The sequence below is a fragment of the Nonomuraea sp. NPDC049129 genome (assembly GCF_040648495.1).
Classification (GTDB): domain Bacteria; phylum Actinomycetota; class Actinomycetes; order Streptosporangiales; family Streptosporangiaceae; genus Nonomuraea.
This window is the reverse complement of sequence record NZ_JBEZDU010000006.1, coordinates 1-14,771: the sequence shown is the minus strand read 5'-3', so window position 1 is coordinate 14,771 and position 14,771 is coordinate 1. Positions and strand designations below refer to the sequence as shown.

Here is a 14,771-nt window from a genome sequence, read left to right as displayed (position 1 = left end):
CGTTATCGCAGGGAAATTTCCGGCGATAATCGGCAGAACAAATGACGTTGGGCGCCTAGATCGCGGACGGATAAGGCAGCTTCAACCCCGCCGCCGACAGGTCATGGAAATCGGCGTACTCCCGAGCGTGCAGGGCGAGCAGGCTGGGCAGGCGATAGCGGAACAGGCCGTCCGGCCGCCGCCCCCACGTCTCGAGCAGCGCGGCGTCCGCGAGCTGCTCCATGAGGTTCTCCGCGCTCGACAGGTCGATGTTCATGAGCGCCGCGCCACTCCAGACGTCCAGCTCCGGGGTGTCCCAGAGCGAGAGCCGGCGATACAGGGCGGCGGCATCCGGTCCCAGGCCGCTGTAGCCGCGGTCGAAGCTGTCGCGGATCCCGGGCGGCCCGCCGTGGCTCAGCTCGTCGAGCCGGTGCAGCGGGTCGCGCAGCCTGGCCAGCAGATGGGAGACGCTCCAGTGCGCCTTCGCGGTGAGCCGCGCCGCGGCCGCGGACACGGCCAGGGGCAGGTTGTCGCAGTACCTGACCACTTTCCTGGCGGCGGCGGGCTCCCACCGTACGCGGTGATCGGCGACGAGCGCGTCGAGGAGTTCGACGGCCGAGCGGGTGTCCAGCGCGTCCAGCCGCAGGCGTACCCGGGCCGGGCTCGATTGGTTGTACGAGCTGGTCGCGAGCACGCTGCAGGTCCCGGACGCGGGGATCAGCCGTTGAACGCGGCGCAGGTCCCGCACTCCCCTGAGCACGACCAGCACCCGCCGTCCGGCGACCGACCGCTGGAACAGCTCGGCCCGCCCCCGCGGGTCCGCCGGGATCTCGTTCTCCGGTGTCTTCAGGGCGCGCAGGAACCGGGCGAGCATGGCCGAGACAGACTCCTCGCCGTCTCCTGTCCGGGTGAGGTCGGCGAAGAGCCTTCCATCGGGGAACGACTGCGCCACCCGGTGGGCCCAGCGGACCGCCAAGGCACTCTTTCCCACCCCCGGTCCCCCGGTGATGAGCCCGACGGCGGCCGACCCTACGTCGGGGCCACCCTCCAGCAGAGCATCGAGGCTCGCAAGCTCCTCCTCCCGGGAGACGAAGGACGGCACATCCGCAGGCAGCCGCGCCTCGCCGGAGCCGGCGGGAATGTCGGTATTAAGGGAGACCGATGCCGTGGAGGTCGGCAGGAGCGAGGGATCCTCGCGCAGCATGGCGGCGTGCAGCTCCTGGAGCTCCTTGCCCGGTTCCAGCCCCAGCTCGTCGACGGAGTTCTGGCGAGCCTGGCGGAACAGTCCCAGGGCCTCGGAGCGGCGGCCCAGCCGGTAGTTGGCGAGCATCAGGATCGCTCGGGCGTGCTCGCGTAGCGGCTGCTCCTGCACGAGCCCGGACAGCTCGGACACGATCTCGCTGTACCTCTCCAGCTCCAGCTGGAGCTCGGCGTACTGCTCGTACGCGTTGAGCCACTGCTGCTCCAGCAGGCTCGCCTCCTCCTGAAGCCGCGAACTGGAGGTGTCAGCGAACGGAGTCCCCCGCCACAGACTGAGCGCCTCCCTGAGCAGAGAGGCAGCCTCGGCCGTCCGCTGGTCCTGGGCGAGATGCCGAGCAGACTCCACCCGGGCCGCGAACTCGACCGCGTCGATGCGGTGGTCGCCGGACGCGAGCATGTAGCCGGGAGCCGCTGTCACGATGACGTCCTCGTGGCAGCCCGCCTCCTGGAAGACCTTGCGGAGACCGGCGACGCAGATGGCGATCTGGTTGCGGCACGTGGTCGGCGGCGTACCGCTCCACACGGCCTCGACGAGCCGGTCGACCGAGACAACCCGATCGGGAGTGAGCAGCAGCACGGCCAGGACGGTCCGCCGACGGAGCCCGGTGATGGTGAAGCGGGCGTTGTTCGCGATGACCTCAAGCGGGCCGAGTATGTGAAAACCGAGTGACGAGGCCACGACTTAGCGGTCTCCGTCGTCGTGGGCCGAGGCGGCCTGACCACCGCTCCGCGAGGGAGCCCGCTCTCCTTCCCCGTATCGCAACCATTCCGCCGCCGCGCGCGGCATTTCGGCCATCAATTCCGTTTTCTCCTGTGACAAGCCTTCGATCCCTTCTCGCGATAGCGAAGCTCCCTGAGCCTGGTGAGCAGAAGTGATGGCACCGTGCGGGCGCTGCGGCGACCGCAGGTGGGCATGGTCAGCCCGACGTATAGCTCCGTCGGCAGGCACACTCGGGCGTGATCGGCGGCGTCGCACCAGGGGCGGGAGAGTGTGCGGATGTGACGGGGACGGTGGCTGTGGCCGGCTTCGATGCGATCACGCGCGGCAGCGTGACAGTCATTTCTGGCAATTCCCTGGCAAAGAGCCGGGGAATGAGAACTGCGAAGCTTGGATGCAGGCGACGCGACGATCTCAGTACAGTGTGGGAGTGGCAGGTGGGCAGCTGAGTGCTCGGGTGGACAGCTGGATCTGGTCGGTGCGGCTGACCAGAACCCGATCGATCGCGTCCGACGCCTGCCGGGGCGGTCACGTCCGGATCAACGGAGTACGGGTCAAGCCCGCGCACGTCGTCCGGGTCGGCGACGAGGTCCGACTGCGGCACGAGGGCCACGAACGCATAGTGGTCGTCTCCCGGATCATCACCAAGCGCGTCGGCGCCCCCGTGGCCGCCGAGTGCTACATCGACAAGAGCCCTCCGCCCCCTCCGCGCGAAGAGATCGTCACGGTGGCCGTACGGGCTCGTGGCGCGGGCCGTCCCACCAAACGCGAACGCCGCAGCATCGACAAGCTACTCGGACGCCCGATGGCGGAGGGGCGGGGCGCCGGGCTCGACCCGGAGTGAACGGGCATACCGCACAAGGGGCGGTTTCTCCTCCACCGGATCCGCGCGGATACCCGTGACGCCCTGCCGCGCAGGGCTCGGTCCACTCGTTACCTTCTGGCGCCCGCGCCCGTCATAGGAGCGACGGCCGTGTACGCCCACGGTCGTCGGACCAACAACGAGATCGGAGATCAGGGTGCTGACGAACATCAAGAACCAGCGATCTGCCAAATCTCAAACGAGACTCCGCCGCGAACGTCCTCGCCGACGACCGCACCCCGGGGGAACATTACGTCGCCCCCACACTCGTACTCGGCCCGTCCTCTTAATTGCTGCGCGGAGGGGCTCAGGTGGGCAGCAAGGCCAGCAGGGCGACGGGGAAGTTCGTGAAGTCGTCGGGGCGGATGGCCCGCAGGACGGTCGCCGCGAGCACCGGGTCGCGCTGGATCATGAGGATGGCGGTATCGGGCTGGCTGAAGAACTGCACGGTCATGGACAGCAGTTCGGTGTCACCCGAGGTATAGAGCTTGGCGGCATAATACTTTCCGCTTCTCTGCTGTTCCTTCTTCGTGTAGTACGCCTCGAACGCCGGCATGGTGCTGACGTCGAAGGCGGGTTCAGGTTTACTTGCATTGGGATAGATATTGACGAGCTGCGTGCCGTTCATTCGCATTCTGATAATCAGGTGCAGGCGCAGCCATTCGACCGCGGGAAGGTAGAACTCGACCTGGTGCCCGATCTCGTGCACCACCGTCAAGACGTCGTCCATCACCGAAAGGCGTACCTTGTTACCCACCCGTGCGGCGTTTGACCGGAACTGCGTCACCCGGCTACCGAGCCAGAACATGCCAGGCTCGACGGTGTCCTCGGTGACCTCGATGTTCGACACGTGCTTCGCGGGGGGCCTACGCGACGGCTGCACCAGGGCGGCGTAGATGATCATGCCTGTTGGCGCGTTCTTGTAGAACTGCTCGACGTACCTGCTGAAGTGCTTCTGGGCTTTGCACGCGTTGGTGACCACGATGCTGGGCAGGGCGCCGCTCTCGGCGCCGAAGCCGACGGAGAGCTTGCCCGTATACATGGCCTGAACCACCGGGAGGGCCTCCAGGGCCTGAACCAGCGCGGCGCTCTCGTTCTGGGTGGGATCGTTGGGCACGTGCACCGCCTGGAGAATCTGGTCGGCGGCCTCCACCAAGGGGTCCTTGACCGAGCCAACGGCGTGGTGCTGGATGAGGAGCTTCAGGTCGGCGGGGACGTCCGCGTTCAGGTAGAGCCGCCGCTCGCACGCGACGACGTACGTGTCGATGCGAGCGCGTACTGCCACGCCCACCCGCGCGACCTCATGCTCGTTGGCGGCGACGTTGTTGGCCGACGCGTAGGTGTTGGTCGCCTTGAAGGTGACCATGGACGCGTAGGACAGGACCGAGGACCTGGCGGCCATGAGCGAGCACTCGTGCATCGCCGCGTCGATGTGATTGTTCAGTACGCCCAGCGCGGGCGCGCCGAGATTGGCGAGCTGGGGATCCGGAACCGCCGCGAGGAAATCCGTGACCGCGCCGTTGCACACCATGTCCTGCGTGATGCCGGCCTCCTTGACGTGGTTCTCCAGACGCGTCAGCAGCAACTCGAAGGGGACCGGTGCGGCCGCGCCGGGGTCGCGGTTCGTCTTGGAACGGTCTCCGCGCATGCCGCTGTCGGGGGACGGTTGGGCGGGAATCATGGCGGGCCCCTTTCGGGAGAGACGCGGTGGCGAATTGCCGGATCCACGCCGAATTGGGGACGGTATTCAGCAGAAAGGATGGCTTTTGAAGCGTAAGCCGGGCACGTCCTCCCGGCAATTGCCCACCGCCATGTGTCCACATGAGGACACTCAACCAAAAGTCACACTTGACAACGCCATAGAACCTGATGGCCCCGATAATATGATTTACCGGAAAATCCACGCTACTGATCCGCCGACACCGGCACACTGTCGTTCTACCGGCGTGGGTCAGCCGCCGGCGCGCCGGTCCAGGTGGGCGGTGACGTCACGCAGTGCCGGGGCGAGCCGCTCGAATTGGTCCACGCCGACCGAGAAGTCGGTACCGATCGGCTGCATGAGCGTCACGTGATCCGCGCCGGCGGCCAGGTGTTCGCGTACCTTGGCGGCGATGTCGGCAGGGTCACCGTGGGCGATGATCGCGTCCACCACCCGGTCACTCACCTCAGCGATCTCCCGATCCGAGTAGCCGAACCGGGCCAGGGCGGCCGCGTACCAGGTCTGGCGGAGGCTGCCCGACACCCACTCCCGTGCGATCGCCCGCGCCCGGTCGCGGTCGCCGCCCGGGACCACGGAGAGCCCGATGACCAGCAATTTGTCCGGGCCAAGCACCTGACGCACCTGCGCGGTGAACTCGGGAGGCCCTCCGGCGGGCAGTGCCCCATCGGCGATCTCGCCGGCCAACGCGAGCATCTTCGGGCCGTTCGCAGCGATGATCCGCGGATAGGCCACGTCGGGTGCGGGTGGCGAGGTCGGGCTGTCCATCCGCTCGCGATAGTCGCGCATCGTGGCCAGCGGGCTGCCGAACTCCCGACCGGTGTCGGCCGCCTGCTGCGGATATCCGACCCCCAGCCCGAGCACGAACCGGCCGGGATACGCCTGGGCCAGCACGGCCGCCGCGCCATGCAAGGTCTGCGGTGACCGGGCCCAGATGTTGGCGATGCCGGTGCCGAACACCATCCGCCGCGTGGCGGCCAGCAGCACTGCCAGCTGCACGAGGGCGTCCTTTCCGCCGACGACCTCGTTGGTCCAGACGGCGTGGTAGCCGGCGCGTTCCAGCCGCTCGACGGCCTCGCGCTGCAGGTCGATGGATAGGGCGCTGGTGAACGAGACCGGCAGCGTCAAGCCGACCGGCCCCAACGCCTGGCGGGCCGCGTCGACCACAGTGGTGGTCCTCATGAGAATGCTCCTTGGGCTGCTCAACTTGCGTCATCAGCTTGGGACCGCAGCCCACTCAGGGTCCAATGAATGTTTCGCAAGGCGCATCCCGATTCGCGCATCACCGCAGCTAGAGAGGTGAGAGCTACGCTGGGCGCATGGCCGACTCGCCACTCCCTCCGGTGGACCTGGACCTGCGGCTGGTGCGCTCGTTCACCACCGTCGCCGAGCACCGGCACTTCGGTCGCGCGGCCGCCGCCCTCCATCTCACCCAGTCCTCGCTGAGCCGACAGATCGCCCGGCTCGAACAGCAGGTGGGCGCCCGCCTGCTGGAGCGCACCCCGCAAGGCAGCCGGCTCACGGACGCCGGAGAGATCTTCCTCCCGCTCGCCCTCGCGCTGCTGCGCTCCGCCACGCGCGCCGCGTCGCGGGCCCGGGCCGCCGCCCAGCCCAGCCGGATCGCGATCGGTTACATCGGCAACCTCGTCGTCACCCCGGCGGTACGCGAGCTACGCCAGCGGCATCCCGACACCGAGGTACGGATCATCCACCTGGACTGGGACGAACCACGCGCCGCGCTCCTCGACCACCGGGTGGACGCGGCGGTGGCCCGGCTGCCGTTCCCCACCGACGGGCTGCACGTCACGGTGCTCTATGACGAACCCCGGGCGCTGCTGGTGCCCGTGGATCATCGCCTGGCGGGCAAGGAATCGGTCACCCTCGACGACATCGCCGACGAGCCCCTGCCCCGGGCGCTCGACCCAGTCTGGAACGCCTTCTGGCGCGCCGACCCCCGGCCCGACGGAACCCGGGCGCCCGACGGTCCCCTCATCGAGGCGGGCGAGGACAAGCTCGAACTCGTCGCCGGCGGGCAGGCCGTTGCCATCGTCCCCGCCACCGCCCGCATCGGCGACCTGCGCCCCGACCTCATCACGATCCCCCTGGAGGGCATCGAGCCCAGCCACGTCGTACTGGCCACCCGAGCCGACGACCGCAGCCGCCTCGTCACGGCCTTCCGCAAATACGCCGAAGCCCATTTCACCGGGCCAGGGTGACCCAGCACCCGGCTCCGTGCAGCGTGTCTGCGCCAGATAGCAGCCCTGCGAAACGGGTGCCCGGGCCGTGCCGGGCACCCGTTCTGCCGTTCATCGAAAGGCCCTCATGCCTCACCCAACCGACCTGTACGGTCTGCTGCCCGTACCTATTGCGAGTCGGCTTGCGGGTCGGCGAAGTCGGCTGGGGACCAGGTCAGCCGGCCGGAGCGGAGGTCGTCGATCAGGCCGGTCAGCCAGCGCTCCTCGGCGACGGCCACCGCGTGCAGGTATTCGAGTTCGAGCAGGCTGGCCCGGTGCAGACCCCCCTCGGCCTGACCGGTCAGCGCGGTCTGCAGTTCCGCCACCGACGCCGTGACGGCCGTCCGCCTGTGCTCCAGTAGGTCGGGGATCTCCTCGGGCGAAAGCAGCAGCAGGTGGGACAGCGCCGCCGGAAACTGCGGGAACTCCCGTTTCGGAACCGTGAGCAGGTCCACCAGCCATTCACGGGCGGCCTCGCGACCCGCGTCGGTGACCTCGTAGACGGTCCGCTCGGGGTAGGCGTGGTCCCGCTCGGTGTCCAGCACCGCCACCAGCCCGGCCTCCGCGAGCCGGTCGATCGTCCGGTAGAGGCTCGTCCGCTGCTCGACGTTGACGACCAGATCCTTCCCCCAGTCCTTGATCAGCCGCTGGATCCCGTACGGATGCAGGGGTTTGTAGTGCAGCAGCGCCAGGACGGTGAGGGCCAGCGGCGAACCCCGGAACGCAGTACTCATGTCACCGACACTACTCCGAAAGCTACTAGTTGACGCGAGACTAGTTGCAATGCAACTATCCTATCATGCAGCAGAACACCGTGAAGACAGCACTCGTCATCGGCGGCGGTATCGCCGGGCCGGTCACCGCGATGGCCCTGCAGAAGGCGGGCATCGACGCCGCCGTCTACGAGGCGTACGAGAAGACCGCCGACGGGGTCGGCGGTGGCATGAGCCTCGCCCCCAACGGAGTCGACGCGCTGGACGCGATCGACTGCGCCGACCTGATCCGGCCGCTCGGCGCGCCGATGACCGGCATCGTGCTCCAGGACTGGAAGGGCCGTCCGCTCGCCGAGTTCGGCAACCCGCCCGGGATCCGGCCGATGCAGTTCGTCTGGCGCGACGAGCTCTACCGCGTGCTGCACGACGAGGCCGCGCGGCGCGGTGTCAGAACCGAGCACGGCAAGCGCCTCGTCCGGGCGGAGGAGACCGCCGACGGCGTGACCGCGCACTTCGCGGACGGCACCCAGGCCACCGCCGACATCCTCATCGGCTGCGACGGCATCCGCTCGACCGTCCGCTCCCTCATCGACCCGGCGGCCCCAGGACCGCAGTACGCGGGTCTGATCAGCTTCGGCGCCCGCGTCCGGGCCCCGGGGATCCCCTCGACCGAGGGCAAGATGCCGATGACCTTCGGCAAGAAGGCATTCTTCGGTTACCAGGTCTTCGGCGCCGACGACGCCGTCTGGTTCGTGAACCTCCCGCACCCCGAGCCGATGACCGCCGCCGAGGTCCAGGCGACCCCGGCCGCCGAGTGGCTGCCGATCTTGGCGGAGAAGTTCGCCGCCGACGGCACCCCGGCACGGGACCTGATCGAACGGACCGACCCATCGGACGTGGTGATCGTCGGGCCGATGGAGAACATGCCACCCACAACCGTCACGTGGAGCCGGGGCCGAATCGTGCTGGTCGGCGACGCGGTGCACGCGCCGTCGTCCAGTTCGGGGCAGGGCGCGTCCCTGTCGATCGAGAGCGCGATCCAGCTTGCCCGCTGCCTACGCGACCTCCCCTACGGCGAGGCGTTCGCCGCCTATGAGGCCGAGCGCCGTCCCCGGGTCGAGCGGGTCATTAAGGAGACGACCCGCAAGAACGCCAGCAAGGCGGCGGGGCCGGTCGGGCGCGTCGTCAACGCGTACGCGATCCGGATCTTCGGCAAGCTGGGCAAGCCCGAGAAGATGACCTGGATCTTCGACTACCGGATCAACTGGGACGCCAAGGTGACCGGATGATCGCAAGGGCTTGTCATGGGCTGTTCACGAGTGCCCTCGACGGCTTAGCGACGATACTTCGCCCGCCTCACCAGGAGCTCGAGCCTCGCAGCGATGATGAGCATGACCTCGGCCAGCAGATTGGGCGCCAGGTCACCGATGAAGCGGTGAGGGCTGTTGAGCCACTCGACCAGCGATCCGGCCGCAACGGCGACGAGCAGCAGATACGTGAGTACCCCGACGAGCCGACTGGACAGCAGACGCGTTGCCCCGGTCACCGTGCGGACGACGACGCGTGGAATAGGCTGCCTGAAGTTGAAGGCTAAGATCTCCTCCATCGCCTGCCAAACGCACGCATAGGTGCGCGTGGAGAGATAGCAACCTGACGCTTCGTACTTGAACCCGGTCGGAGCGCAGATCTGCTGAACCACATCCAGCATCTTCCGCTGGATCGTGAACCCGTTGAATCTCGTCAGAGGGAACAGCTTGGCACACGATTGGACCAGGTAGATCTGCCAGGGTATCCGGACATAGTCTTGCGCGCCGGACCGGGTGTACTCGTGGTTCGCCTCCGACTGGCCGCCGAACGCGGCTGAAAGCGCCGAGAAGAGATCCTTCCAGGAGACCTGCAGCTGCCTCCGCTCCATCTGGGAGTCATAGGCAGTGAGCACGAGAAGCACGAAGCAGCGAACGAAGTCATTGTCACCGCTACTCAGGTACTCGCGAAGATAGCGCCAGTCCTCCGGCCTGATGGGCAGATTATTCGCCGCCAGACAGCGCACGACATGCGCCGTGGCCAGCGGATCCGGCCCTCCGCCTTCGCTACCAACCGCATATCCCGCCGGGTTGGCCCGCGCGCCCTCGAAAGCCCCCTGCACCAGCGTCAACGCCTCGGACTTCAGCGCGATGGCGGGGCTCACGGAGGAGAGGGCGAACCCGATATCGGCCATCCGAAAAATGTCCGACTTCTGCAGCCGGATTCTGCGCGCAACGAGGTCCCGGTACACGGCAGAGCTTACCGAGGCCCTTTCCACCTGGCTGCGGTTGACGACGTAATAGATCAACCTCGTCACCTGCTCCTTGACGGCGGGATCCGTTGTGGCCCGACGGGCGAGAATGTGGATCGTGGCCGCAGTGCCGTAGAGCCCGCGCTGTTCGTAGCGAGGATGGTCGAGATACTGCCCCGAAGCCAGGGCGCAGTCCGGCAGCCGCCCGGCCTCGACTTGTAGACGCAACTCGATCCGCCGCTCGATCTCTAACTGAGCGTCCCTCAGGATCTGGCGCGTCAGCAACTAACTCGTCCTTGATTCACACACGCCCGTAGGCGCCTCATCCGTTTGAACAGAATTGCTAGAGGTTTGCGAGAACCGTCTCGATGGGGCCTCTGGCGCTTGGAATGAGATCTAGGTCGAGGACCTCGTCTCTCTCGAACCAGCCGTACTTCTCGATGAAATCATCCTCGTCGTTCCGGCTCATGTCCACATCCCCTGTACTCGTCATACAGAGCCGGGCCACGGCGATGACCGTAGGGGCGTCCTGTTCGTTGCCCAGCCGCCATGACCACAGAGCCAGCGGGCGCCCAGGCGACACATCCAACCCCACCTCCTCGCGCACCTCGCGAACAAGCGCGTCATCCGGCGATTCATCAGGCTTCATGCGTCCGCCCGGCAACTCCCATCTCCCTGGCTGGTGGGGGTCATCCTGACCCTTCCTGATCAGAAGCAATCTTCCTTGCCACTCGATCACGGCTTTCTGTGCGAACTGCACATACATAAGATCCTCCGCAAAACCCATGGGTGGCCTCGTGGCCTTGAGGTCCTCCAGGAAACTCACTCTCCTGAGGTGCACGGCCTCTGCCTCCGGATCGCGGGCGGCCGCAAATTCCGCACGCATCTCACGATCACGATTCAGAATGTCCTCGTTCTCGCCGGCACTGGTTCCGGTCGGCACAGATATATATTCAGCGGCATAGTCAAATGCGGACATCAGATCACACATGATGCCCTCGACAGCCGTCACCAGCTCGATATTCGCCGATCTCTTGTACGCGGCCACGCGATCGCGCCGAATCGGTTGGTCGAGATTGTTCCACAGCTCGGATATCGACGCAGCCGATCGAGCCTCTTCTCGACGGTGAAACTCGAGAGCGGAAGCCGACCACCTCAATTCTGTGCGATCGCACAGCGGCGCCAGAGCAGCCTCCGGATCCGTGACCAGATCTTCGTAACGCAAGGTAAGCCAACGGTCTTCGCCGACCATCTCGCGTGCTGCCATAGCCGCTTCCTGGTCCTCCAACCAGCGCAAAGCGATAGCTCTTGGCTCCTTCGGACCTATCGGGGCCCGGGAAAACGAGGCGGCCACGTCGCGTGGATCTCTTACGAGGTGCAGATAAAGAATGGGCAGGCCCGAGTCGATGAGCTGATCAATGAAGTGGACATTCTCCAGACACTTGCTGACCCACACCTGCTTGCCGAAGTGTCGGGCGTGCGCATCGTAAAAGGCTAAAACTGCGTGAGCCAGCGTCGATCCGCCCATCTCTGCTAAAACCGCCCGCCTCCGATCCGGTATACGTGGCCACGCGAGAGCATTCATATCGACAAGCCGGCCCATGTCCTCAGCCAGGCGCCCCTGGTTCGAGGGCACGTGCAACGTGCCGTACCGGCTGGTCAGGCTTTGGAAGTCCCTCAGCTTGTGCGCCGACGGCGGGGCGAAGACGCCCGGGAGTGACCCCAACAGCAGGCGAAGCAGGTTGGATCCGGAGCGCTGGGTCCCGACGATCTGGACACGCCTCATATCGGGCACCTCCGTACGTCCGGCAAGACCTCGCGGAGAATCCCGGCAGCGACCTCCGGAAGCAGCGGGTTGAGGTAGATCCCCAGGCCCAACTCCATGCCACCCGGCCGCTTGAGCGTTCTCTCGTCCTTGTGCAGCGGGACGAGCTCCACCCGCAGGTGGTGTGAGGTGTCGCCCTTGGGGGCCTGCATCACGTTGATCAGATAAGGCGGCATCTCGCCATCGTGGGTCAACCGACACAGTTGCAGGCCGGTGTGCAGGCAGTCGGCCATCGACGTGATCTCCTCGACAGACAGCGACGCAAGATCCGGCCGGTGCACCCTCGGCATAATGATCATCTCGAAGGGCAGCCGCGACCATGGAGGCACTTGAACGAGTGCATGGTTCCTGATCATCACCGTCAGGTCTCGCCTAATGACGGAGTCGCACACGGCACACGAATCAGCGGCCGGCGCGAGAGTCAGGCGCCTCGGAACGAAAGGGAGTCCGATGAGCTGACCGTGCGGATGAGCGACCGTCGGACCGAAGTGGTCCCCCACGGACTCGAAAGCGAAGACCGCCTTCACCGAAGAACGGTCAAAAAGGCGTGAGGTCTTGATGGAGATCAGCTCCAGGAACTCCCGGGTGACCTCGGCCGGGAGATCGCCCAGCCTTTGGGAATGGGAGTTGCCGTACACAAGCACCCAATGCAGCTGCTCCTGCCCAGGGGAATGCGGCTCTCCCAGGGCAATCATGGGATGCTTGCTCGGCACCAGGCGGGCACCGCTCGCCATTGCCACGTCTTCCCCGCTGGGGCAGAATGGACATTTGGCATTTAAGTCGGCATGGGGGCGGATATCGGCCTGCGGCTCCAGATTGCGGCGGCCTGGCACGCGAAACAGCCACTCATGCTCAACGGGACTCCACATCGCCGTTGGTTCGCTAGACATGCGTCGCCCTCAGCCTTCACGCCTCACGACCAGCCTGCGGCACATTCAGCCTTGAGTGAACCTTTTTCGTGCGCCCAGCAGAGCAGGAGGTGAAGCCGTGACGTAGCGGTGGATCCTGCTGTTCGTAAGCTCGTCGTCGCTTGCCGGTGGAAGTCCGGTCCGGGTAGCTGCCAGGAGGCCCGGTAGCAGGCTGGCGGTTTCGTCTGGAAACGGGCGGGGTCGAAGCCCAGCGTCAAAGGTCCTGATGGGGGAGCGACGGTGCGGTCCGTAGCATAAAGCGAAGCCTGCGGCGTCGTTACTCACCCCGTCTTCGGGCGGGACGAGGGAGTGCCGAGCCTCTCGAAATCGGGGCGAAGGCCATGGACGCGGTGAAGATCCTGGATGTGCAGCCGTCAAGGACTCCCCGGCGTATGGGGCGCGGAACGCATCGATAGTGACGGCGGGAACTGGGGAGGCCCTCCCCGGCCCGGTGACCTGCGGAAACATGTCATTGGAGTGGCACGCCCTATAACCGATGATCTCGGGAAGTGGGTGGTGAGCCGGGTGGGCGTCGGAGGTGGCCGTAGTACTGCTTGAGCCGATCGGACAACACAACCGGCGGTGAGGGAAGGGCCACTACTTCGTCGATGCACAGTGTCTTCCAGGAGGAGGCCCGGTGAGTGCCGTTTCGGCTAGTCCCACCGCTTCGGGGTCGCGTCCGCGTGATCCGGTCCGTGCCTTGCAGCATGTGCTCTACCGGGCGGCCAAGGCTGATCCCGGACGCAGGTTCCACGCGCTGATGGACAAGGTCTATCGCAGAGACGTCTTGGCGCGCGCGTGGGTCATGGTGCGCGCGAACAACGGCGCACCCGGCATCGACAAGACCACGCTGGGCCAGATCGAGGAGTACGGGGTCGCCCGGCTGCTCGATGAGCTGGCCACTGAACTCCGGGAAGGGCGATATCGTCCGTTGCCCGCTCGCCGGGTGCTGATTCCCAAGCCGGGAGTCAGGGACGAGTATCGGCCGTTGTCGATCCCGGCGGTTCGGGATCGGGTCGTGCAGGCCGCCGTAAAGATCGTGTTCGAACCGGTCTTTGAGGCGGACATGCTCGACTGCTCTTTTGGGTTCCGCCCGAGGCGGTCGACGCACGACGCCCTGCAAGTGCTCATGGATGAGCAGGCGAAGGGGCGCCGGTGGGTGGTCGAGACGGATATCGCCGATTGTTTCTCGGCGATTCCGCATCAGGAGTTGATGCGAGCGATCGAGGAACGCATCTGCGACCAGTCCCTGCTGAAGCTTCTGCGGCAGATTCTGCGCGCCGGGGTGATGGAGGAGGGGCAGGTGCGACGTGAGGTCACCGGCAGCCCGCAGGGCGGGGTGGTCAGCCCCGTCTTATGCAACGTCTATCTGCACCGGTTGGACCGGGCATGGGACGAAGCAGACGGGACGCTGGTCCGTTATGCCGATGATCTGATCGCGATGTGCTGGTCACGCAGTCAGGCCGAACGGGCGCTGGCCCGGTTGACCCAACTGCTGGCCGAGTTGGGATTGGAACCCAAAGCGGCCAAGACTCGCATCGTCCACCTGGAGGTCGGCGGGGAAGGCCTGGACTTTCTGGGCTTTCATCATCGGCTCGTCAGATCCAGGGGCCTCAACGGGAAACGACCTTTTGTGTTCCTCGCCCGCTGGCCCGCGGACAAGGCCATGCAGCGCGCCCGCGACCGGGTCCGGGAGATCACCGCCCGGCGTCGGATGCTGTTGCGGCCGGAGGCGATCGTGCAGGACCTGAACGACTTCCTACGCGGTTGGGCCGGGTATTTCCGCTACGGACACTCAGCCCAGTGCCTCAGCAAGATCAGACGATACGCCCAGATGCGGCTGGCGCACTTCATACGACGGCGTCACCGCCGCAGCATGGCGTTCGGTTGGTGGGTGCTGACCCGCTCCCAACCGCTCGATCTGGGACTGATCAGCTTGTATGGAATCATCGTCGCGCCCAGGGCTGGTAAGCCCTGGCGGGTAAGACCGAATGCCGACGGTGAACGACGTCGGTGAGCCGTGTGCGGGAGAACCGCATGCACGGTTCGACGGGCGGGGACTGGAAACGGAGCAACGAACCTGGCCACGGTCACTGGGGTGGCGCAACCGACCGGGAAACCGGCGGGACATGAAGGCCCCAGGCCCTACCGCCAGGAGACGCCACCGCGCCAGCCCCCGACCCTACATCCCCAGGCGGCAGGGGTGCTGGTCACAGCATGATCGCGAGCTTGGTGTTCGCCTGACGACGTAAGAAACCCCTGGTAGACGGGTTGATCACC

Annotated in this window: 11 protein-coding genes; 4 read left to right on the top strand and 7 right to left on the bottom strand. The window is 66.3% G+C overall.

Annotated elements, in window-relative coordinates; genetic code table 11:
• Nucleotides 1–55: 55 nt before the first annotated feature.
• A complete protein-coding gene (locus AB0B64_RS19250; RefSeq protein WP_358178733.1) occupies nt 56–1,918 on the bottom strand; it encodes a BTAD domain-containing putative transcriptional regulator in 1,863 nt (620 codons plus the stop codon).
• A 469-nt stretch (nt 1,919–2,387) separates the two neighbouring features.
• On the opposite strand from AB0B64_RS19250, the gene AB0B64_RS19245 reads away from it, so the two are divergent.
• The gene (locus tag AB0B64_RS19245) at nt 2,388–2,801 is read left to right on the top strand and encodes an RNA-binding S4 domain-containing protein (RefSeq protein ID WP_358178731.1); all 414 of its coding nucleotides are present in this window, start codon (nt 2,388–2,390) and stop codon (nt 2,799–2,801) included.
• Nucleotides 2,802–3,126: 325 nt separating this feature from the next.
• Here AB0B64_RS19245 and AB0B64_RS19240 read toward each other — a convergent pair whose 3' ends face one another.
• Both AB0B64_RS19240 and AB0B64_RS19235 read right to left on the bottom strand, forming a co-directional pair.
• Complete coding sequence (locus tag AB0B64_RS19240) at nt 3,127–4,500, bottom strand: hypothetical protein (protein ID WP_358178729.1); 1,374 nt, start codon at nt 4,498–4,500, stop codon at nt 3,127–3,129.
• A 270-nt stretch (nt 4,501–4,770) separates the two neighbouring features.
• A complete protein-coding gene (locus AB0B64_RS19235; protein WP_358178727.1) occupies nt 4,771–5,718 on the bottom strand; it encodes a TIGR03620 family F420-dependent LLM class oxidoreductase in 948 nt (315 codons plus the stop codon).
• 137 nt (nt 5,719–5,855) lie between these two features.
• Here AB0B64_RS19235 and AB0B64_RS19230 point away from each other — a divergent pair, with 137 nt between their 5' ends.
• Nucleotides 5,856–6,752, top strand: coding sequence for a LysR family transcriptional regulator (locus AB0B64_RS19230; RefSeq protein ID WP_358178725.1), 897 nt, complete (start codon nt 5,856–5,858; stop codon nt 6,750–6,752).
• Between the two features lie 146 nt (nt 6,753–6,898).
• Here the strand turns inward: AB0B64_RS19230 and AB0B64_RS19225 are convergent, their stop codons facing one another.
• Nucleotides 6,899–7,504, bottom strand: a complete 606-nt coding sequence (locus tag AB0B64_RS19225; protein WP_358178723.1) for a PadR family transcriptional regulator — start codon at nt 7,502–7,504, stop codon at nt 6,899–6,901.
• A gap of 80 nt (nt 7,505–7,584) precedes the next feature.
• Between AB0B64_RS19225 and AB0B64_RS19220 the strand changes: the two genes are divergently transcribed.
• Nucleotides 7,585–8,772 carry an NAD(P)/FAD-dependent oxidoreductase gene (locus AB0B64_RS19220; protein WP_358178722.1) on the top strand — a complete coding sequence of 396 codons (1,188 nt, stop codon included), beginning with the start codon at nt 7,585–7,587 and terminating at the stop codon, nt 8,770–8,772.
• 44 nt (nt 8,773–8,816) lie between these two features.
• Here AB0B64_RS19220 and AB0B64_RS19215 read toward each other — a convergent pair whose 3' ends face one another.
• The 3 genes from AB0B64_RS19215 to AB0B64_RS19205 are packed head-to-tail and all read right to left on the bottom strand — an operon-like array spanning nt 8,817 to nt 12,473.
• A complete protein-coding gene (locus AB0B64_RS19215; RefSeq protein WP_358178720.1) occupies nt 8,817–10,043 on the bottom strand; it encodes a hypothetical protein in 1,227 nt (408 codons plus the stop codon).
• 58 nt (nt 10,044–10,101) lie between these two features.
• The gene (locus AB0B64_RS19210; protein WP_358178718.1) at nt 10,102–11,544 is read right to left on the bottom strand and encodes a sulfotransferase; all 1,443 of its coding nucleotides are present in this window, start codon (nt 11,542–11,544) and stop codon (nt 10,102–10,104) included.
• Nucleotides 11,541–12,473 (bottom strand): hypothetical protein, encoded by a 933-nt coding sequence (locus AB0B64_RS19205; protein ID WP_358178716.1) that lies wholly within the window; start codon nt 12,471–12,473, stop codon nt 11,541–11,543. The genes AB0B64_RS19210 and AB0B64_RS19205 overlap by 4 nt, the downstream gene beginning before the upstream one ends.
• Nucleotides 12,474–13,200: 727 nt before the next feature.
• On the opposite strand from AB0B64_RS19205, the gene ltrA reads away from it, so the two are divergent.
• On the top strand, nt 13,201–14,508 hold the full coding sequence (gene ltrA, locus AB0B64_RS19200) for a group II intron reverse transcriptase/maturase (RefSeq protein WP_358179429.1): 1,308 nt from the start codon (nt 13,201–13,203) through the stop codon (nt 14,506–14,508).
• The last annotated feature ends 263 nt before the right edge of the window (nt 14,509–14,771 follow it).